Below are 18,576 nucleotides of genomic sequence, written 5' to 3' on the forward strand. Positions count from 1 at the left end.
TTTTTGTCACGCTGGGGCCCCCCTATTTGTTTTGGTAGTCGTCGGCCGTCTTACCCCTCCCCCACCCCGCGGTGGGGGCGGGGCCCCCCCCCCCCGCCCGCCCCCCCCACACCAGGCCGTTCCGCGAACCCCAAGCGTCACCCCCGTGACCTGTGAGGACTTCTTGATCTGCGCAGCGGGAACCGCCGGTCCCGTGCTGGTGCGACGTCCTCGGGTGTCAGCCCACGCTGTGGGCCACGTGTGTCGGCTCGGGCGCCTCGCCCTTCCTGGTGCCGGCCGACTCTTCCGGTCGTCCCGGCCACCAGAAGCACTTGCCGGTCATCACGACGAGCGCGGGGACCAGCACGGTACGGACGATCAAGGTGTCGAGCAGGACGCCCGCGCCCACGATGACGCCGATCTGCGTCAGGGTGATCAGCGGCAGCACGCCCAGGACCGCGAACACCGCGGCCAGCAGGATGCCCGCGCTGGTGATGACGCCCCCGGTGGACGCCAGGGCCCGCAGGACCGCTGCCCGAGTGTCGTGCCCGGCGACGGTGTCCTCGCGGGTGCGGGCGATCAGGAAGATGTTGTAGTCGACGCCGAGCGCGACCAGGAACAGGAACGACAGCAGCGGCACGTTGTCGTCCAGCGCCGGGAAGTCGTAGACGGTACTGAACACCACCTCGGCCGCCCCCAAGGCGGAGAAGTACGTCGCCACCACCGTCAGCACGAGCAGCACCGGCGCCACCACGGCCCGGAGCAGCAGCACCAGGACGACGAACACGATGGCCAGGACCAGCGGCACAACAACGCGGGTGTCGCGGCTGGTCGCCTTGGCCACGTCGTACTCGCCCGCAGTCGTTCCGCCGACCAGCGCATCGGCGCCCGGGACTTCGGCGAGAGCCTGGCGCAGCCGCACGATCGTGGCGTCGGACCGGCTGCTCCCGGGGGCGGAGTCCAGGACCACGTCGGTGACCGCGTACCGCTCCGACGCGGTGCCCGGTGCGACCGAGGAGACGCCCTCGACTCCCTCGGCCGTCGTCGCGACCTGCGTCCCGGCGGCGGCCGAGGACACCACGGTCAGCGGTTGGGTGGCCCCGGCCGGCAGTACCGATTCCAATGTCTTCGCGCCTTGGACGCTCTCGGGCGTCTCGCGGAACAGCTCGTTCTGCGACAGGCCCACGGACGTGCCGAACAGTCCGCACGCCAGTGCCGCGAGAACCGCCGTCGCGCCCACGGACACCAGGACCGGACGCGCCGAGACGACCCGGCCCAGCTTCGTCCATACTCCGTCCCGGTCCGCGGCGACCGGGTCGCCGACCCGGGGGATCAGCGGCCAGAACAGCCAGCGGCCGGGCAGCACCAGCGCCGCGGGCAGCACGACGAGTCCGAAGAACATCGCGATGACGATCCCGCACGCACCTGCGAACCCGAGCCCGCGGTTGACCGTCAGCTCAGCGGCCAGGAGCGTGAGCAGACTCAGCACCACAGTGCTGCCGCTCGCCAGCACGGCGGGGGCGACACCGCGCAGCGCGCGTCGCATCGCGGTGAACCGGTCCGCCTCCACCCGCAGGTCGTCGCGGTAGCGGGAGACCAGCAGCAGGGCGTAGTTGGTACCGGCCCCGAACACCAGCACCGACAAGATGCCCGCGGCCGAACTGTCCACCGCCACATCGACCTTCGGCGCGAGCGCGCCCACCACCACGGTGGCCAGGCGGTCGCCGATCGCCACGACGATCAGCGGCACCAGCCACAGCACCGGACTGCGGTACGTCACCAGCAACAGCACGGCGACCACCAGCGCGGTCACCAGCAACAGGGTGACGTCCGCACCGTCGAACACCTTGTTCAGGTCCGCGGACACCGCCGGGCCACCGGTGACCTGGGCACGCAGCGGCTCGTCCACGCCGTCGGACGCCACCTCGCGCACACGCTCGACGGCCTTGTCGTTGTCCTTGCCCTCCAGCGTGTCCGAGACCGGCACCTGCACCGTGGCGACCGTGCCCGTGGGGTCGAACATCACCTCGGACGGGACGCCGTCGAGGCCGGTGGCGCCGAGCGGCGCGGCCCGGCCGGCCACCGCCGCCCGGTCGGCCTCGGTGAGTGCGGCGCCGTCGGTACGGCTGTAGACGACGAGCACCGGAGTCCGGCCGCCGCTGCCCAGCCCGTCGACGATGTCCGCGACCTCGCCCGACTGCGAGGACGCAGGCAGATTCGCCCGGTCCGCACCGGCGGTGTTCGCCTCCGCGGGACCGAGTGCGAACACGGCACCGACGAACGCCAGCGTCAGGAGCAGCACCGTGGCAGCAAGCGCCCGCGGACGCGCACGCAGGACACGCAGCGGGGATCCGGCGTGATCCGGGAGCTTGGGTGGCGACATGAGAACCTCACAGGATTGCTAATTTCATTAGTGATTTCGTGACTGTCCCAGACCTACAGGCGGGGCGCAAGCAGCGCCTGGAGTGTGGTGGCGTCCAGGGCATCGAGGCACCGAGCCCGGCGAGGGCGGGGCTCGGCGGCCGCGGCGAGGCGGCCGCCGGCGAACGACGATGCGCGGCGCGGGCACCGCCGCGGGCACCCGCGGTGTCGTCAGCGCGCATGGACCGGCTGCGCGTGCACCCGTCCCGGAACTGCCGCAGTAAACACCGGATTTACTGCGGCAGACCACCTAGCCTGATCCCTGCGACCTGCGCGTCCGCGCCTGCGGCCGCGAGGCGAGGTGTACGCATTTACTGCGGCAGAAGCAAAGGAACGGGCATGGCGCTCGAACAGGCGGCGGCAGCACCGCAAAACGGCCACACCGTCCCGGCGCCGCGCGGACACGTGGTGCCGCTCTCGCCGCCGCCGACGTACGAGGCCGCGGTCGAGCGGTACCTAACCGGCGCCGGCATCGCCAAGTCCTCCGCGCGGATCTACCGCATCGCGCTCACCACCTGGGGATGGCTTCTGCGCGGCGAACCCGCGCCCCTCGGGCCCGCGCGCCGCGGCGCCCGACCCGACCCGTTCGACCTCGCCGCCCTCGACGACCCCGGCCTGCCTCCGGTCCTCGCCGAGCTCGCGGCCGCCCGCGCGGACGCCCTCGACGCCGACACCGTCAACCGCGAACTGTCCATCGCCCGCAAGGCGATCGGCTGGTGGCAGGTCCACGGCTGGATCACCAGCGACCCCGCACTCGGCATCGAACGCCGCCCCGCCCCCGCCGACCGCACCCGCGCACTGGCGCGCTCCCAGATGGCCGCGCTGTGGCGGCTCGACGTCCCGCTGCGCGACAAGACGCTGTGGAAGCTGCTCTACGAGAGCGCCGCCCGCGCCGACGAAGCCCTGTGCCTCAACGTCGAAGACCTGCTGCCCGGCGACAAACGCGGCCGCACCACCGCCAAAGGCGACGCCACCGAGTGGATCCACTGGCAGTCCGGAACCGCGCAACTCCTACCACGCCTGATCGCCGGCCGCACCCACGGCCCACTGTTCCTCACCACCCGCAAAGCCCCAGCACGCACCCCCACGCTGGACACCTGCCCGGTAACCGGCCGCGCGCGGTTGTCCTACCGGCGCGCCGCCGAGATCTTCGAGGAAGCCACCCGGATCCTCGCCAACCCGCTCGCCCGCCCCGAAGACGTCGCAGAGTTGGAGGGGTGGACGCTGCACCAGCTCCGCCACAGCACGCTCACCCACGACGCCGAAGACGGCACATCCACCCCTATGCTCCTCGCCCGCTCCCGGCACGCCTCCGTACGCTCCCTGGAGCGGTACGCCCGCCCCGGTGTCGACGCCGTCGCCCGACACGTCGCGGAACGTGACCCAGCCGCCCGACGCACCACCCCCCGCTGACGACGACGCCGCTCGCTACGGTCGGGAGCAGCCCCCGGTTAGGCGCAATGCCGTTGACATACGCGCGTTGCGTGGCCGTGCCCACCGTCGAGATCTGCAAATCACCCTAAAATCGGGCGGATTTGCAGATCTCGACGAAGGCGGGTCGGCATATGTCAACGGCATTGCGGTTAGGCGTGCTCGGCGGCGGTCCCAGGTCCGGCTGACACCATCCGCGCCCCACCCGCACGCCCAGCGGCAGAAGACACCGCCCTTCCCACCCTCGGATGCAGGTTTCGGGCGTACTCCGGTGGCCCCCCATATACGCCCGGCAATCCCCATGGGTCGACTTCGATCACCATTCATACCTCCGCAAATCCGGGAATATGACGGCTGCCGGTCGGCGCGGCGTTTCGCTGCTTCCCCGTGTCGTCCGGTTCCGTGTCGACAGCATGAAGCCCGGGGCCGTCGACGCCGGCTCCGGGCCACATGCGAGGAAAGCATGAGTATCACCCACAGCTCCATCGCCGACGACCGCCCGATGTTCTCCGCCGACGCGTACGCCGCCGTCGAGGCCGTAGCCGAGGGCCTCCCCGCCCTGTACGTGCCGAGCGTCCTGGAGCACGCCCGCGCTCGGTGATGGTGATGCCGTGGTCCCAGCGGTTGACCTGTCCGTGTGTGGTCCATGCGTCCCAGGCGGTTTCGACCGCGTCGAACAGGCGGCGGGGGCCGCCTTGTTCGGTGCGGGCGCTGCCGTCGGGCCCGGTGGTGGCGACGGCCCAGGAGGAGATGCCGTCGTGGATCCAGGCGTTGACGCCGTCCTGGTCGGTGTCGGTGGTGTAGACGATGTCGAGCAGGGCCATGCACAGCGCAGAGCAGGTTCACGTCGGTGTGCAGGGGAGTGATGTCGCGGTCGACGCCCCGCTTGTCGTCGGGCGCGCGGCCGGCGCGGACCTGCGTATAGGAGCGGACGGTGGCGGCGGGCGCCGGTGTGTCGCGTGCGTTCATGAATTGGGCCAAGCCGTGCATCCAGCCCCGGGTGCTGCGGTGGTCGTCGGCGACGGTGACGGCGAAGTGGCCCGTGCGCCCGAGAGGGAAGAGCAGGTCGCCGCCGGGGACGGTCTGTTCGATCCAGGCCCAGGGGACGTGGTCGACGGCGTAGGTGGCGATCACCCGGTCGTAGGGGGCCGTTGCGGGCCGGCTGAGGTCGCCGTCGCCGACCGCGACGTCGACGCGAACCCGGGCACGCCCCAGCCTCCCGGCCGCCGTGTCGGCGAGTTCCGCCGAGGCCTCCACGCTGGTCACCCGCCCGGAGGCGCCCACAGGCGCTCGGGCGCGAACGCGTGCCGGGGCAGCGCCTCGAACGCGGCGCGCACCCACGGGGTGTCCTCGGGCCACGCGCCGCGCGTCCGCATCGCCTTGTCCAGGGCGTGGCGACGATCCTCGAGGACGCCGGTCATCTACTTCGGGTCCTTTGACGCAATCGAGGGCGTAGGGGAACGGTTCATGACGACCGAAGCCATCACGCCGATACTTTTCCGAGCCCACGGTTGCACGGTCCCGAACGACGCGCTCGGGGTCATGCCGGGATCAGCGCCACCTGGACGGCTCCCACCCGCCGGACTCTGGTCGCGTGACCGAGACGATCGGCCGTCGATCGAGAAGCGCCGGCCGTCAAGGACGACGCGGTGAACATGTTGCCGGGTGGCTAGCGGTCGGTCTTGATTTCCTTCATGGTCAGGTGGGACTCGATCCGCCGGACGGCGGGTAGGCCGCTGAGCTTGCCGGTGAGGAAGGCTTCGTAGGCGGCGTGGTCGGCAACGGCCACGCGGATGAAGTAGTCGGGGCGCCCGTACATGCGACGGAACTCGACGACCTCCTCGTAGGAGGCAACGGTGTCCTCGAACTCCTCGAAGCTCTTGCGGTCCTGGGCGTAGATTTCCACGTCGAGGAGCACCTCCAGGCCACGGCCCAGGGCCTCGGGGTTGATGAGGGCCCGGTAGCCGGTGATGACGCCGACCTCTTCCAGCCGCTTGACCCGGCGCAGGCAGGGCGGCGCGGTCAGACCGACCCGCTTGGCCAGCTCGACGTTGGTCAGCCGCCCGTCCCGGCGCAGGTGAAACAAAATGTCGCGATCAACGGCATCGAGGTGCAGTTCATTGCTCATATGGAAATCATAGTGTCATAATTGGCAACCATATTAGGTCGAGACTTTCCTACAATTACATACATGGGAATAGATTCTGTCGTTGCCGGTGGCCGCCTTCGGTCCGTGCCACCCGCCCTCGAGTCCGCGACGACGTCCCACGCGCGTGCGGCGTTCAAGGACTCCCTCGGTGTGGGCCTGGCGTTCCTTCCGCTCGGGCTCGCCTTCGGCGCGCTGGTGACGCAGGCGGACCTGCCGTGGTGGTGGGCCGGGCTGTCCGCCGCGCTCGCTTTCGGCGGATCGTTCGAGTTTCTGCTCATCGGACTGGTCACCGCCGCCGCCCCACTGGCGGCCATTGCGCTGTCCGCGTTCATGGTGAACGTCCGGCATGTCTTCTACGCGCTGTCCTTCCCCTTGCACCGCGTGCACGGCCGCCTCGGCAGGGCGTACAGCACGTACGCCCTGTGCGACGAGGCATACGCGCTGACCACCGGCGAGCAGGCGCGCTCCTGGTCCGGCCGCCGCATCCTGTGGCTCCAGCTCTTCCTGCACCTGTACTGGGTCGGCAGCTCCACCGCCGGCGCCCTGCTCGGCGCCCTGCTCCCGGAGAGCGTCACCGGCCTGGACTTCGCCCTGACCGCACTGTTCACCGTCCTTGCCCTCGACGCCGTACGGAACCTGCGCGACGACATACCCACCCCGGTACTGGCCCTGCTCGGCGCCCTCGCCGCGAGACTCCTCTTTCCGAGCCAGATGCTCCCGGCCGCCTTCACCCTCTTCACCGCCGGTCTCCTGGCGCGCCACCTCACCACCCGCAGGAAGCCGCGCCATGCCTGACAGCCCGTACCTGATCGCCGCCGTCCTCGTCTCCGCCGCCGTCACCTGGGCCCTGCGCGCCCTGCCCTTCGCCGCCCTCACACCCCTGCGCAACAGCTCGACCATCCAGTACCTCGGCACCCGCATGCCCGCCGGCGTCATGCTGATCCTGGTCGTCTACTGCCTGCGCGACCTCCCGCTCACCCACACGCGCTCCCTGACCCCGTCGGCCGCCCTGGCCGTGACCATCGGCCTGCACGTGTGGCGCCGCAACGCACCGCTGAGCATCCTCGGCGGCACAGCCGTCCACGTGGTTCTGGTCGGCACCGTCTTCACCCGCTGAGCCGCCTGACGAAAACCCGGCGCCGTCGCTTCCCGCGAAGAACGCCCACGGTGCGGACGGCGGGGAAGCGCGGCAGGCCACGTCGACGGGCTCCCACGCCGTGTCGAGACACGTCGGTAGACGTCAGGCTCAGCTGCACGATCCGTACGGGCCGTTTCGCGGCGGGCGGTGGGCACGTGCCGGACGTGGCCGGGAGCCGCAGGTCTGTTCCCGTCGACATACGATCCCGTCGTGCCGTGCGGCCAAGCCCGTGACGGCGAGTTCCTTGAACTTGGCGAGCTCGGCCGCGGGCGCGTCCCGCTGGGTCAGGCGTTCTTTGAGCTCCGCGACCTTGTCCTTGAGCCGTTCGATCTGCGCGATCCGCAGGTCGACGACCTCTCCAGCCTCCCGCAGAGCACGAAGGGCCGCTCGAAGTCTCCGACCAGGTGCCGGTAGGCGCCTCACGGTCCTTGATCTGCTCGGTCGACCGCTTCGCCCGTCTGCTCCCGGTCGTGCTCGCCCACATCCCCGGGCGTACGTCCTGCGGCCATCCGCCGAATGCCACGCCGGACCCTCGACCAACGCGCCCGGCGGCGTCGCGCCCGCTGGTCCTGGACGGGGCGGCTCGCGAGGCATGGCCCTATCGGGCGGCCGTCGACCGCAGCGTCCGGTGGCGCGGGCGACGTGGCGTGTCGGCGGGCGTGTCCACTCGTGTCCCGGTCCGCGTCGCCGTGCGGCCGCGTCCGTGCCCGCCCCGGTGTCGAATTGCACGTCTGCCCCGGGGTTTTCGGGGTAGACGATCGGCCAGGAATCGGGGGTGTCGGAGGGGCGGGGCGACATGGGGCGTACCAGGGACGGCGGGAGTCGGCGGTCGTCGTCGGGGGTGGTGGTTTCGGCGTCGGCGGTGTTCGGGGAGGGTGAGAGCGTCTCCCTCGCCCGCGGTCTGGTCCGCGGGTTTCTTCGCGACGTGCAGGGCGAGCACGGGCTGCCGGTGTCCGAACGCGTGTGGGACACGGTGCAGTTGGTGGTGAGCGAGCTGGTGACGAACGCCCGCAGACACGCGCCGGGCGCGTGCCTGTTGACGTTGGAGGTGAGCGGCGGCGCGGTCGCGGTGAGCGTGTGGGACGGCGACCCGACGCCGCCGACGATCCTCCCGCACGATCCGGACCGGCTCGGTCGGCACGGTCTGGAGATCGTGATGGCGCTGTGTCGAAGCTTCGCGGTGCACCGTGAAACGGTGGGCAAGCGGATCAGCGCGTGCGTCGTACTGGCCGACGATCCCGGCGGTCACGTCGCCGGCCCGCCGCGGCGGGCGGTGGCGCACAGCAGGTCGACGAAGTAGGTGTCGGGGGCGAAGTAGGCGGTGGCCAGGCGGAAACGTTGTTCGGCGGAGGTGAGCATGACGCGGATGAGGGTCTGCATGTCCTGCCATCCGACGCCGGCCGAGCCGCGCACGACCTGGACGATCGAGGTCCCGACCTGGTCGTGTCCGGTGAAGCGGTCACGGTCGTCGAAGAGTTCGTCGTGGCATTCGGCCCAGTTCTGTGCGAACGCGGCGGCGATCCCGTCCACGGCCGGGCCCCGGACCTTGACGTGGGTGTCGCGCCACTCGTCGGGGTTGCGGGCGTCGCCGCACCATTCCTGGGCGATGCCGACGCCGCCGGTGAAGGCGGTGTGCTCGTCGACGACGAGGGCCTTGCGGTGGCAGCGATGGTTCTGTTTGAACGGCGACAGCCACAACGGTTTGCGGAACCAGGCCACTTGTACACCGGCGTCGTCCATGACGTCGAGGAGGTCCCGCTCGATCTCCTTGGCGCCGAAGCCGTCGAGGAGCAACCTCACCCGCACGCCGGCCCTGGCCCGGTCGGCGAGCGCGGCGGCGAAGTCGCGGGCGATCCGACCTCGCCAGTAGACGAAGGTCATCATGTCGACGGTGTGCTCGGCGCCGCGTATCGCGTCGAGCATGGCGGGGAAGATCGCATCACCGTTGCGCAAGGGTACGAGTTCGTTGCCTTCGGTGGCCGCCATGCCCAGCAGGCGCTCCAGTCGCCGACGCAGGCGCTGTTTGCGGGCCGGTATATCGCCCCGGGCCGTCGCGTCGGTGCCGTCGGCGTGTTCCGTGTTCTCCCGAGTGCTCATGCGGCACCTTCCGACGATGGGGATGGCGAGCACGTCGGTCATCCGCGGACAGATCAGCAGCGGGGCGATGGTGCCCGTGTTCTTCGCAACGACTTGGCCGATGCGGTGCGCGGGCAAGGTCCGCCACTTGCGGTGGCGAACGAGGCGGCGCGGTCGTTCGCCGGGCAGCCACGCTCCTCGATCGGGTTTCAGTCGGTGAGGAGTTCGGTCCGCAGCCTGGTCAGGGTGCGGGCGAGCAGGCGGGAGACGTGCATCTGGGAGACGCCGAGGTGTTCGCCGATCCGGGCTTGGGTGAGTTCCCGACCGAAGCGCATCGACAGGATGTCGCGGTCGCGCTGCGGCAGGGCCGCGATCAGGGGCCTGAGCGCGTGCAGGTTCTCGGCCAGTTCGTAGCCGGGGTCGACGAACGAGGCACGGCCCGAGGGGACCTCGGCGGGGCCGTCGTCGCCGGCGGGAGCGTCCAGGGAGGCGGCCGAATAGCCCGCGGCGGCGGTGAGCCCCTCGACGACGTCCTCGACGGCGAGGCCGAGCTTGTCGGCGAGTTCGGCCGAGGTGGGCCGGCGATCGTGCGCCGCGGTGAACGCGTCGCGGGCCCTGGCCAACTCCAGGCGCAGTTCCTGCAGGCGTCGGGGGACGTGGACGGCCCAGGAGGTGTCGCGGAAGAAGCGCTTGATCTCGCCGGCGATGGTGGGCACGGCGAAGGTGGGGAACTCGACGTCGAAGGCGGGGTCGAAACGGTCGATGGCCTTGATCAGGCCGATCGTGCCGACCTGGACCATCTCCTCGGAGGTCTCCGGACGCGACCGGAAGCGGCCCGCGACGAACCGCACGAGCGGGATGTTCAGTTCGATCAGGGTGTTGCGCACGTACTGGTATTCGTGCGTGCCCTCCTGGAGCACCCGCAGCCGGTCGAACAGCACCTTCGACATCGCCCGCGCGTCGGTCGCCGTGACGCTGCCCGGGTCGTCGACGATCGGCAGATCGGCGAGCGCGCCGCCTTCGGCGGCGGCCGCGGTCGCTTCGGGGGCCAGGAAGGCGGTCGCGGGGGTGTGGTTCATGTCGGCGTCCTCCTGTTTCGGTTCGGCTGTGGGCCGCAGCATTGTGCCCCACCCTGAGGGGAGTACACCCGATCGGGGACGGGATTTCGCAGGATTCCGCGACGGCGGTGACGCGTCCTTCCTCCCGCCGGGGTCGTCCTCCGAAATGCGGCGCTCTCGGGGCCGGGGGCCCATCCACTCGATCGGACGACGCGTAAGGCGCCGGACGCCGGGCAGGTGTGCGGGCACGGCGTCGCCGGCCCGGGAAGGACCGCCCATGGTGTACGAACGGGCTGGTCACAGTCCCTGCGGTGGATTCGTGGTCTCCCGCACCGGTGAACCGTCGGGACGACGACGCGGGCGAATCGTTCGTGCCGGTATGCCGAGGCTGTCCCGCGATACCGTCCGCCGTCCGTCCACGTGCCCGTGAGGAAGGTCATGCATCGACGTCGTCGTTCCCTCCTCCGGTGGCGCGTGCCGCGACGGATCGGGGCTTCCGCCCGGGCCCGTACGGCTGTGGGGGCCGCCCTCGCCGACTGGGGTTGGGACGGGGACGGCGTGGCCGCGGCCGTCCTGGTCCTGTCGGAACTGTTGACCAACGCACAACTGCACACCGACGGGGACGTGGTCCTGGCCGTGCGCCGGACCGGGCGCGGGGCGCGGTTGTCGGTCACCGACACCGATCCCCGGATGCCGACGCGCCGCGACACCGGTTCCGAACACGAGGGCGGCTTCGGCCTGCACATCCTCGACACGCTCACCACCGACTGGGGCGTTCGGGCGCGCCGGGCAGGCAAGACCGTCTGGGCCGACATCGATGGCCCCGCCCCGGCGAGAGCCGTGGTCCCGGTGCCGGTGCGCGCCCGATCCGGGGCCGCCTCGATCGGTGCGGCCCTTCATCGCGTACGCCGGGCGGGACTGGCGGGCTTGGCCGCGGCCCGCCGAGGAGCCCGACCGCCTCGATCGCAGGTGTGGGCGTGGTGGCGGGTCGGCGCGATCGGGTCGTCGGTGCGCGCGGGCACGACACCCCTGACGCGGCGGATCCGGCGGATGCGGCGCGGGAGTTCCCACGTGATGCTTGTGCACGCCTTCGCCGCGGCCTGATGCCGCACGAACACCGGGCTGTCCCCGGACTCGCCGCGGTCAGGCGCCGTGCCATTGCAGGAGCAGGATGGTGGCGTCGTCCTGGAGGCGGTCGTGGTGGTACTCGCGGATCGCTCGGATGAGCCGGCGCAGGGTTTCGGGGGCGGGGAGGCCGTCCGCTATGTGGCGGATGACGAAGTCGACGAACCGGTCCAGTCCGAAGATCTCGCCCCGGGGATTGCGGGCGTCGGTCACGCCGTCGGTGTAGAGCAGGAGCCAGTCGCCGGGTTCGAGCTGCTCGTCGTACAACCTGACGGGCAGGCCCATGTCCGTGCCCATCGGGTGGGCGGGCGGGCGTTCCAGGGTGGCGACCCATTGACCGTTGCGGATCACGATCGGTGGGTGGTGGCCGCGGTTGACCCAGGTCAGGGCGCCGGTGAGCAGGTCGAGTTCGGCGATGATCGCGGTGGCGTAGCGGCTGCGGCCGAACTGTTCCACGAGCGCGGCCTCGATCGCCTCGCTGGTTTCGACCAGGCCCACGCCGTGGCGGCGGCTGCTGCGGCAGCCGGCCAGGGCGAGGGCGACGGTGAGGCCGGCGGAGGTGTCGTGGCCCATGGCGTCGAAGACGGCCAGGTGGGCGGTGTTCCCGTCGACGGCGTACTCGTACGCGTCGCCGCCCATCTCGTACGCCGGTTCCATGGCCGCGCTGACGGTGGCCTGTGCGCCGGCGAAGGAACCGGGCGGCATCAGGGTCCACTGCATCTCCGCGGCCAGGCCCATCGAACGGGTGCGGACCAGGCGTTCGTAGGTGTCGCTGTAGGCGCGTTTGCTCACCAGGAGCAGCCCCACCAGGAGCGCGAGGTCGAGCGCCCTGTCGAGGACGGTGTCGTCGGTGTCGTCGGTTTCCAGGCCCAGGACGCCCAGGCGTTCGGCGCCGTCCACGAGGGGCAGCCACAATCGCCTGGTGGGCGCTTCGCCGGACTCGACGTCGTCCGCGCCCGCCGGCGACTCGACGGGTTCGACGCTCTGGAAGGCGCGGCCGGCCAGCGTGGCATCGACGCGAAGCTCCGCCTCGGGGACCGCGTCCGCTTCCCCCGCGTGCTCCCCTCTGCCGGGGACCAGACGGAGCAGCTGTTGTTGCACGTCCACGAGGTAGACCAGCGGGCGGGTCAGACCCAGCGGTCGGGCGTGCGCGGCGATCAGGTCCGGGAGGTCCTCCAGGACCGCGTGGCGACTCGCCCGGAGCAGACCACCCGTCGTGACCGCATCGTTCGCAAGAGGCTTCACACGGCATCCTGTCCTGATTCGAGACCCGCGTCTCCAACGGTCGATCACGACGACGCCGGACGACCCGATGCCGCCGGGCAGCATCCGAAAGTAACAGAGACGGCCTCCGTGACTGTCACGACACCCGAGCCCGCCGCCTCCGGCTCGCCGAGGCGGGGGTCGCCTGCGACGGTTCGTTCTCGGGTTCGCGTTCCGACACACGCGTGTAGTCGTGTGCGCCGGCGTGCGTGTCCGACCGTGTCGTCGAGAAGCCGCCGGCCGGTAGGTCCGTGGAGGTCGGCGAGGCGTGTGGCGCTGTTCGTCAGGCAGCTCGCGAGGTCGCGCAGGTGAGACTTGTGGTACGAGTCGGTCGTCCCGACCGAGATCGTCCATGACAGCGACGGCCGGGAGCAATGCTCCGCCGCCGCGACCGGTCGATTCGCCGGGGCGGTCATGCCTCCGGGCCCTTCGTCGCTGTCTCCGATCGTCGACCGGTCCCGCGGCCCGCGTAGGTGTCCTCGTCGCGGGCTCCGCCCCGTTCCCGGCAGGGGTTGCCGCCGGTGAGGAGGACCGCGGTGGGTTCTCGGTGAGAAGCGGCGGTTTCGGCGGCGATCCGCACCGGGGGCGCGTGCCCGTGGCGGCGCCGCGCTCGGTGTCCTCGGCGGATCAGGGGCCTTCGTGTGGGCGGGCCTCGTTGGCGTCGCGCAGTTCGGCGTTCAGGCGCAGGGCTTCTTCGAGTTGGTCCTCGAGGATGACGATGCGGCAGGCGGCGTCGACGGCGGTGCCCTGGTCGACGAGTTCGCGGGCGCGCTGGGCGATGCGCAACTGGTAGCGGGAGTAGCGGCGGTGGCCGCCTTGGGAACGCAGGGGGGTGATCAGGCCGTACTCGCCGATCGCGCGCAGGAAGCCCTGGGAGGCGCCGATCAGTTCGGCCGCGCGGCCCATGGTGTAGGCGGGGTAGTCGTCGTCGTCGAGCCTGTCGGGCTTGGCTGGGGTCGAGCCGGAATCGGGGGCCATCGGCGCCTCTCTTGAGTTCACATTCGTCAAAGTCGTCGGGAAACGCGTCGAGGGGCCCTGGTGCCGTACGGCACCAGGGCCCCGAAAGAAATCCACACCATCCACCGACACCGACGTGTCGGCTACCTGTTCCGCATCCGCCTTATGCGACGGGGCTGCGGGGATCGCAATTGCGTGACCGCGGACCACCTTTCGTACCGGTGTTCTCGACGGATCCCGCTCGGCCGAACAACCGCGCCGAGCGGGCGATCCGGATGGCGTTCACTCCTTCCTCTCCTGCCTTGTGCAACGTCTACTGCCACTGCGGGTACAACCGAACTGCAGGTACTGCCGGGTTACCGCTCGTCCTGCACGGCGGCCCCGTGGGCCGCCCTCAGTTTCTCCTCGGCCCGACAACCAGCCTCCGAAACCCTTCGCCGAACAACACACGGCCTCGGGACTCTGCTGTCGAACCCTCAACAACGCGCGCCGGTTCGTCTCTGTCGCGCCTCACTGATTCGCTGGGCTACGAGAGAAAACATACTCACCGACTCCCGCGATGTCTACTACAGGTATGACAGATTTTCCGACATCGCCGGGTGCGAAAATGGCCCCCGGCTGCGATTGGTCTCTTGTCGTTCCGGAGCCCCGTCGGTGCGACTCCTCGTCCCCTTCGGGACCCGAGGGCCGCCGGATGTTGCGACCGATGCACTCGACGCACACGCATGCCGCCCCCGAGTCGGCCGCCCGGACGCGGGGGGTGCCTCCATGTCATTCGTCAAGCGTGAGCGGGTCGTGCTGCGACCGTTTCGGCCGGGCGTATTCGTCGAACGCGCCGTCCCTGAGCATGGCGAACAGGACACCGATGCGCCGGCGTGCGAGGCGGAGGAGGGCCTGGGTGCGGGTCTTGCCGCGGGCTCTGCATCGGTCGTAGTAGGTGCGGGAGACGGGGTCGTTCAGGACCGCGAACGCCGAAGGGAACGTCGCTCGTTTCAGGAGTCGGTTGCCCGTCCTGGGGGCGTGCTCGCCGTGGATGGAGGCCCCGGAGGATTTCGTCGCGGGGGCCAGGCCCGCGTAGGAGGCCGGGTGGGCGGCGGTGGGGAACGAGGTTGCGTCGCCGATGGTCACCAGGAGGGTGGCTGCGGTCCTGACGCCGACTCCGGGCATCGGGATCAGGACCTCGGAAAGAGAGTGGGCCTCCGGGAGCTCGCCGATCTGCGCCCCCACGTTCCGTCGTTGCTCCTGGACGGCGGTGAGCGAGGGTGCGAGGGAGGGGACGACCGTGTCGAGGGTGGTGGTGCCGGGGACGACGACGGTCTGTTCGTCGAGCGCGTCGAAGACGTCGTTCACCAGGCATTCGGCCATGCGCGGGGCCTTCGGGCGTATCAGGGCCGCGAGTCTGCGGCGGCCGGCCCTGCGCAGGGCGGCGGGCGAGCCGTGTCGCTCCAGGAGGTGGTGACGGCCGGGTGGTCCAGGCGGGGGCCGAGGACGCGTTCGAGCGAGGGGTGGACCCGGGTCAGGAGGCCGCGGATGCGGTTGCTGGTGCGGGTAGCCTCGCCGGCGAGGTCCTGGTCGAAGCCCGTCGGCACCGTGAGCTGGGCGATGGCCTCGTCGGCAACGTCGAGGGCGCGGGTCTTCGCCTTCGACGAGTTCGGCCCGCCGGGGATCCGGCCCACCGCGGGCTCGGGCCGGGCGAAACGGGAGTATCCCGACCGGGTGCCGGCCACCTACCACCGCACCCACGGAGTCCGGTACTTCCACGGCTGCTACTCGGTGGGCGACGATCGCCTGTGGGGTGTGAAGCGGCGAAGGAAGGGAGCCGTGAATACGCCGGCCGCGTTGAAATCGATCCGTGCCGCCCGGCCCGACGGCGCCCCGATCTACGTGATCCCGCACAACTTGTCCGCCCACCAGGGCGCCGACATCCGTCGCTGGGCGGAGAAGCACAAGGTCGAGTTGTGCTTCAGCCCGACCTACGCCTCGTGGGCGAACCCGATCGAAGCGCACTTCGGACCGCTGCGGCGGTTCACCATCGCCAATTCGAAACACCCCAACCACACCGTGCGGACCCGGGCCCTGCACGCCTACCTCCGGTGGCGCAACATCAACGCCCGTCACCGCGACGTCCTGGTCGCCGAACGCAGGGAACGCGCCCGTATCCGCAGCGAGAAAGGCGTCCGCTGGGGCGGCCGGCCCGCTCTCGCCGCACGACCGGGCAACCCTGGCGAATGTTCCGGGTCACAGCACGACCTCCGCCCGCGGATCCGTCCGGGCTACTTGACCAGCCGGAAGGCGGGGTGCCCAACCCAGGCCCGCAGGAACTCCGACGTTCCCAGCGCCATCCAGTCGTCGTCCGCGATCCCCACCGCCCCCGGAAGGCCGGCGACGACCGACGCCTGTCCGTCCAGCAGTTCGGCTTTGGCCACGCCTCCGATGACGTCCATGACAGCGGCGGTCAGCAGGGCCGTGGTCACATGGTCGATCTCGCGATTACAGCAGGCGCTGACATTGACGGCATGGGTCGGTCTGAAGCCGAGGATGGCCTCCACCTCGGGCTCGTCCGCGTGCTCGGCTTCGAAGGTGCTCTCGTCGCCGACGCCCGGCCCCATCAAGTAGACCAGGAAGGGCCGACGCCAGTCCTCGCGCCGCGGATTGAATCCCACCAGGGCTGTGAGCTCCTCTTCCGCGATGGTGTTGCCGAGGAGGGGAAGCGGGAACGGCTTTCGCCAGTCCTTCTCTCGCCCGTCCTCGACGCCCAGTCGCTCTGCAGGCACATTGACGTCGAAGAACCCGGGCCGCTTCTCGGCGAAGTGGGAGGACAGCCCCATCATCAACGCACGGAACTCCCGCAGCGCAGCCGGGGAGAGCGGCTCCGCCAACTCGATCACCAACGTCGGACCAGACATGCTGGGAGCCTAATTTGATCGGCTCCGCGACCGCTCAAATTCTTCCCACACCCATCCAGCCGGTCCGAACACCAACGCCGCCACCCCGGCGAACCCATGCGGTCAGAGCACTGGCTCTAGAGGCGGACGACGACCAGGGCGGTGTCGTCGGTGTTCCCGCCGGAAGGGGTCAGTTCGGCCAGCAGGTTGTCGGCGAGGACTTCGGGGTCGGCGCCGCGGTGACGGGTCAGGCAGCGGGCGAGCCGCTTCATGCCGTCGTCGATGTCCTCGTGGCGGCGTTCGATCAGTCCGTCGGTGTACAGGACCAGGGTGGTGCCGTCGACGAACCCGGTGGTGGCCTCGAGGCGCGGGAAGTGTTCGGGGCGGGCACCCAGCGGCGGGTCGGTGGCCCCGTCCAGGAACCCGACGGCGCCGTCCGGGCGGACCAGGGCCGCGGGCGGGTGCCCGGCGCTGCTGTAGGCGAGGGTGTGCCGGTCGAAGTCGACGACGATCTGCACGGCGGTGCTCGATTCGGCGCCGGCGACCGAGCGGGCGTACAGGCCGAGCGCGTCGAGGGCTGCCGACGGCGCGCCGGCGGCCCGCACCGCGGCGCTGAGCGCGCTGCGCAGTTGTCCCATGACGCAGGCCGCGGGCAGCCCGTGCCCCACGACGTCGCCGACGGCCACGGCGACGCGGTTGCCGGGCAACTCGGCCAGGTCGTACCAGTCGCCGCACACGTTCAGCGCCCCGACCGCGGGCCGATAGCGGACCGCGGCGCGGTGACGGGCCAACTCCGCGGGCGCGGGCAACATCGCGGCTTGCAGGGCGAGGGCGACCTCGCGGTCACGGGCGTGCGCCCACCGCAGCCGCTCGTTGGCCTCCTGGAGTTCCCTCGAGCGCGTGTACAACTCGGCTTCCAGCACCTGCGCCCAACCCCCGCGATCCTGCGGACGGCGGGCGCGGATGAGCTCGGTGATCTCCTCCACCTTGAGCACGACCAACGCCACGCGGCCGTCCGGGCCGAACACAGGGCTGCAGACCGGGCTCCAGAAGCGCTCCTCCCACTCGCCGGGCCGGTCGCGGTACTCGACGTCGTAGCGCTGCAGCGCCATCGTGTCGCGCTCCCCGGTGGAGACCACCCGGCGCAGCGATGCCGCCAGATTGCGCGCACCGGTTGCGTTGGGATCGTTGGGATTGTCGGGGAAAACATCGAACAGGTAACGACCCACCACCTGCTCGCGGGTACGGCCCGTAACGCTCAGGTAGGTCTCGTTCGCGGCGAGAAACCTCAATTCGGTGGTGAGCAGCGCGACCGCGCCCGGCAGAGCCTGGAACACCGCCTCGAAGTCGATCCCGGAATGTCCCACGACGTTTCCTGCCCGCGACCCCGTTTCCATCTTGTCTCCACGATAGGTCACGCCCGCGTGGAGACGCTCTCCGAATATCAGTGGGTCCGGGACGCGTCCGCACCGGTATCGACGACGGTTGTGTCGTCTCGGTGGGGTTGCTGTGGGTCGTTGGTCGTTGGTCGGTGGGGTCTTTGAGCTGTGGTGCGGCAAGTTGAGAATTCGTGTGGGGGAGTGGTGTGAATCTGTGAGTTGGGTCGATGACGCGGTGTGGGGTTTCGGGGGTCGTGTGTGCGGGGGTGTTGACCTGTGGTGCGGCATTGCGCGAGCAACCCGGAGGCCGCGAGCGCGTCGTCCCCGTCCAACGAGGCGGCCACCGCCTTCGGCGGGTCGATCAGATCCGGCGGCGTCCGCCCCAACGTGCCGTAGTCGGTGGCGGCGGACGCGGTCCACGCGTAGTGCGCGCCGATCCGCAACCGACCCGGAGCCGCCGGAACCGTCGGCGCGGGCGGGGTGTGCGCGTACGGCGAACCGGGCCGCAACACCATTGACACGTAAGCCGGTTCGGCCGCGTCCGCGTTGGGTTCGGCGGTTTCGGATCCGGGCGGGCCGCCCGTGATGTCCCACACCCCCGACACCGTTTCCGCGATCCCCGGCCCGAACCGCGCGCCCGGGGTGGGTGCGGTTCCACGCCACCACCTTCGCCGGGCTCGATCTGGACCTGACGGTCAACCAGGGCTGGGACCTC

General features: G+C 70.6%; 14 protein-coding genes and 4 pseudogenes. 7 read left to right on the forward strand and 11 right to left on the reverse strand.

Features of this window, described 5'->3' with window-relative positions:
• Nucleotides 1–217: 217 nt before the first annotated feature.
• Entirely contained in the window at nucleotides 218–2,362 is a 2,145-nt protein-coding gene (locus ACFXMF_RS31995; RefSeq protein ID WP_379992837.1) for an MMPL family transporter, read from the reverse strand.
• Nucleotides 2,363–2,739: 377 nt separating this feature from the next.
• Here ACFXMF_RS31995 and ACFXMF_RS32000 point away from each other — a divergent pair, with 377 nt between their 5' ends.
• On the forward strand, nucleotides 2,740–3,813 hold the full coding sequence (locus tag ACFXMF_RS32000) for a tyrosine-type recombinase/integrase (protein WP_379991823.1): 1,074 nt from the start codon (nucleotides 2,740–2,742) through the stop codon (nucleotides 3,811–3,813).
• A 481-nt stretch (nucleotides 3,814–4,294) separates the two neighbouring features.
• Nucleotides 4,295–4,432 carry a hypothetical protein gene (locus ACFXMF_RS32005; protein ID WP_379991833.1) on the forward strand — a complete coding sequence of 46 codons (138 nt, stop codon included), beginning with the start codon at nucleotides 4,295–4,297 and terminating at the stop codon, nucleotides 4,430–4,432.
• 476 nt (nucleotides 4,433–4,908) lie between these two features.
• Here the strand turns inward: ACFXMF_RS32005 and ACFXMF_RS32010 are convergent.
• From ACFXMF_RS32010 to ACFXMF_RS32020, 3 genes and pseudogenes are all read right to left on the reverse strand, one after another.
• Nucleotides 4,909–5,115, reverse strand: a pseudogene (locus tag ACFXMF_RS32010) (protein-L-isoaspartate O-methyltransferase); the annotation flags it as partial.
• A complete protein-coding gene (locus tag ACFXMF_RS32015; protein ID WP_379991824.1) occupies nucleotides 5,094–5,252 on the reverse strand; it encodes a hypothetical protein in 159 nt (52 codons plus the stop codon). The gene ACFXMF_RS32015 and the pseudogene ACFXMF_RS32010, both read right to left, overlap by 22 nt.
• Nucleotides 5,253–5,500: 248 nt before the next feature.
• A complete protein-coding gene (locus ACFXMF_RS32020) occupies nucleotides 5,501–5,959 on the reverse strand; it encodes an Lrp/AsnC family transcriptional regulator (RefSeq protein WP_360322296.1) in 459 nt (152 codons plus the stop codon).
• A gap of 171 nt (nucleotides 5,960–6,130) precedes the next feature.
• Here ACFXMF_RS32020 and ACFXMF_RS32025 point away from each other — a divergent pair, with 171 nt between their 5' ends.
• The 3 genes from ACFXMF_RS32025 (at nucleotide 6,131) to ACFXMF_RS32035 (ending at nucleotide 8,418) form a co-directional block, all read left to right on the forward strand.
• The gene (locus ACFXMF_RS32025; protein WP_379991832.1) at nucleotides 6,131–6,775 is read left to right on the forward strand and encodes an AzlC family ABC transporter permease; all 645 of its coding nucleotides are present in this window, start codon (nucleotides 6,131–6,133) and stop codon (nucleotides 6,773–6,775) included.
• On the forward strand, nucleotides 6,768–7,097 hold the full coding sequence (locus tag ACFXMF_RS32030; protein WP_379991825.1) for a branched-chain amino acid transporter permease: 330 nt from the start codon (nucleotides 6,768–6,770) through the stop codon (nucleotides 7,095–7,097). Before ACFXMF_RS32025 ends, ACFXMF_RS32030 begins: the two co-directional genes overlap by 8 nt.
• Before the next feature lie 817 nt (nucleotides 7,098–7,914).
• A complete protein-coding gene (locus ACFXMF_RS32035; protein WP_379991826.1) occupies nucleotides 7,915–8,418 on the forward strand; it encodes an ATP-binding protein in 504 nt (167 codons plus the stop codon).
• Here ACFXMF_RS32035 and ACFXMF_RS32040 read toward each other — a convergent pair.
• Together ACFXMF_RS32040 and ACFXMF_RS32045 are read right to left on the reverse strand one after the other, a co-directional pair.
• A pseudogene (locus ACFXMF_RS32040) lies at nucleotides 8,379–9,215 on the reverse strand (phosphatidylserine/phosphatidylglycerophosphate/cardiolipin synthase family protein); the annotation flags it as partial. The gene ACFXMF_RS32035 and the pseudogene ACFXMF_RS32040 overlap by 40 nt on opposite strands.
• A gap of 188 nt (nucleotides 9,216–9,403) precedes the next feature.
• On the reverse strand, nucleotides 9,404–10,273 hold the full coding sequence (locus ACFXMF_RS32045) for a SigB/SigF/SigG family RNA polymerase sigma factor (RefSeq protein ID WP_379991827.1): 870 nt from the start codon (nucleotides 10,271–10,273) through the stop codon (nucleotides 9,404–9,406).
• A 417-nt stretch (nucleotides 10,274–10,690) separates the two neighbouring features.
• On the opposite strand from ACFXMF_RS32045, the gene ACFXMF_RS32050 reads away from it, so the two are divergent.
• Complete coding sequence (locus ACFXMF_RS32050; RefSeq protein WP_379991828.1) at nucleotides 10,691–11,356, forward strand: ATP-binding protein; 666 nt, start codon at nucleotides 10,691–10,693, stop codon at nucleotides 11,354–11,356.
• Between the two features lie 39 nt (nucleotides 11,357–11,395).
• Here ACFXMF_RS32050 and ACFXMF_RS32055 read toward each other — a convergent pair whose 3' ends face one another.
• The 3 genes and pseudogenes from ACFXMF_RS32055 to ACFXMF_RS32065 form a co-directional block, all read right to left on the reverse strand.
• On the reverse strand, nucleotides 11,396–12,622 hold the full coding sequence (locus tag ACFXMF_RS32055) for a PP2C family protein-serine/threonine phosphatase (protein ID WP_379991829.1): 1,227 nt from the start codon (nucleotides 12,620–12,622) through the stop codon (nucleotides 11,396–11,398).
• Between the two features lie 645 nt (nucleotides 12,623–13,267).
• Nucleotides 13,268–13,618 (reverse strand): MerR family transcriptional regulator, encoded by a 351-nt coding sequence (locus ACFXMF_RS32060; RefSeq protein ID WP_379991831.1) that lies wholly within the window; start codon nucleotides 13,616–13,618, stop codon nucleotides 13,268–13,270.
• Between the two features lie 750 nt (nucleotides 13,619–14,368).
• Nucleotides 14,369–15,210 (reverse strand): annotated as a pseudogene (locus ACFXMF_RS32065) (transposase); the annotation flags it as partial.
• A 16-nt stretch (nucleotides 15,211–15,226) separates the two neighbouring features.
• On the opposite strand from ACFXMF_RS32065, the pseudogene ACFXMF_RS32070 reads away from it, so the two are divergent.
• Nucleotides 15,227–15,805 (forward strand): annotated as a pseudogene (locus ACFXMF_RS32070) (transposase); the annotation flags it as partial.
• A gap of 65 nt (nucleotides 15,806–15,870) precedes the next feature.
• Here ACFXMF_RS32070 and ACFXMF_RS32075 read toward each other — a convergent pair.
• Nucleotides 15,871–16,503, reverse strand: coding sequence for a DUF6368 family protein (locus ACFXMF_RS32075; protein WP_379990919.1), 633 nt, complete (start codon nucleotides 16,501–16,503; stop codon nucleotides 15,871–15,873).
• 116 nt (nucleotides 16,504–16,619) lie between these two features.
• Nucleotides 16,620–17,849, reverse strand: a complete 1,230-nt coding sequence (locus ACFXMF_RS32080) for a PP2C family protein-serine/threonine phosphatase (RefSeq protein ID WP_379990920.1) — start codon at nucleotides 17,847–17,849, stop codon at nucleotides 16,620–16,622.
• Between the last annotated feature and the right edge of the window lie 727 nt (nucleotides 17,850–18,576).

This window comes from Embleya sp. NPDC059213, assembly GCF_042754445.1.
Taxonomy (GTDB): Bacteria; Actinomycetota; Actinomycetes; order Streptomycetales; family Streptomycetaceae; genus Embleya.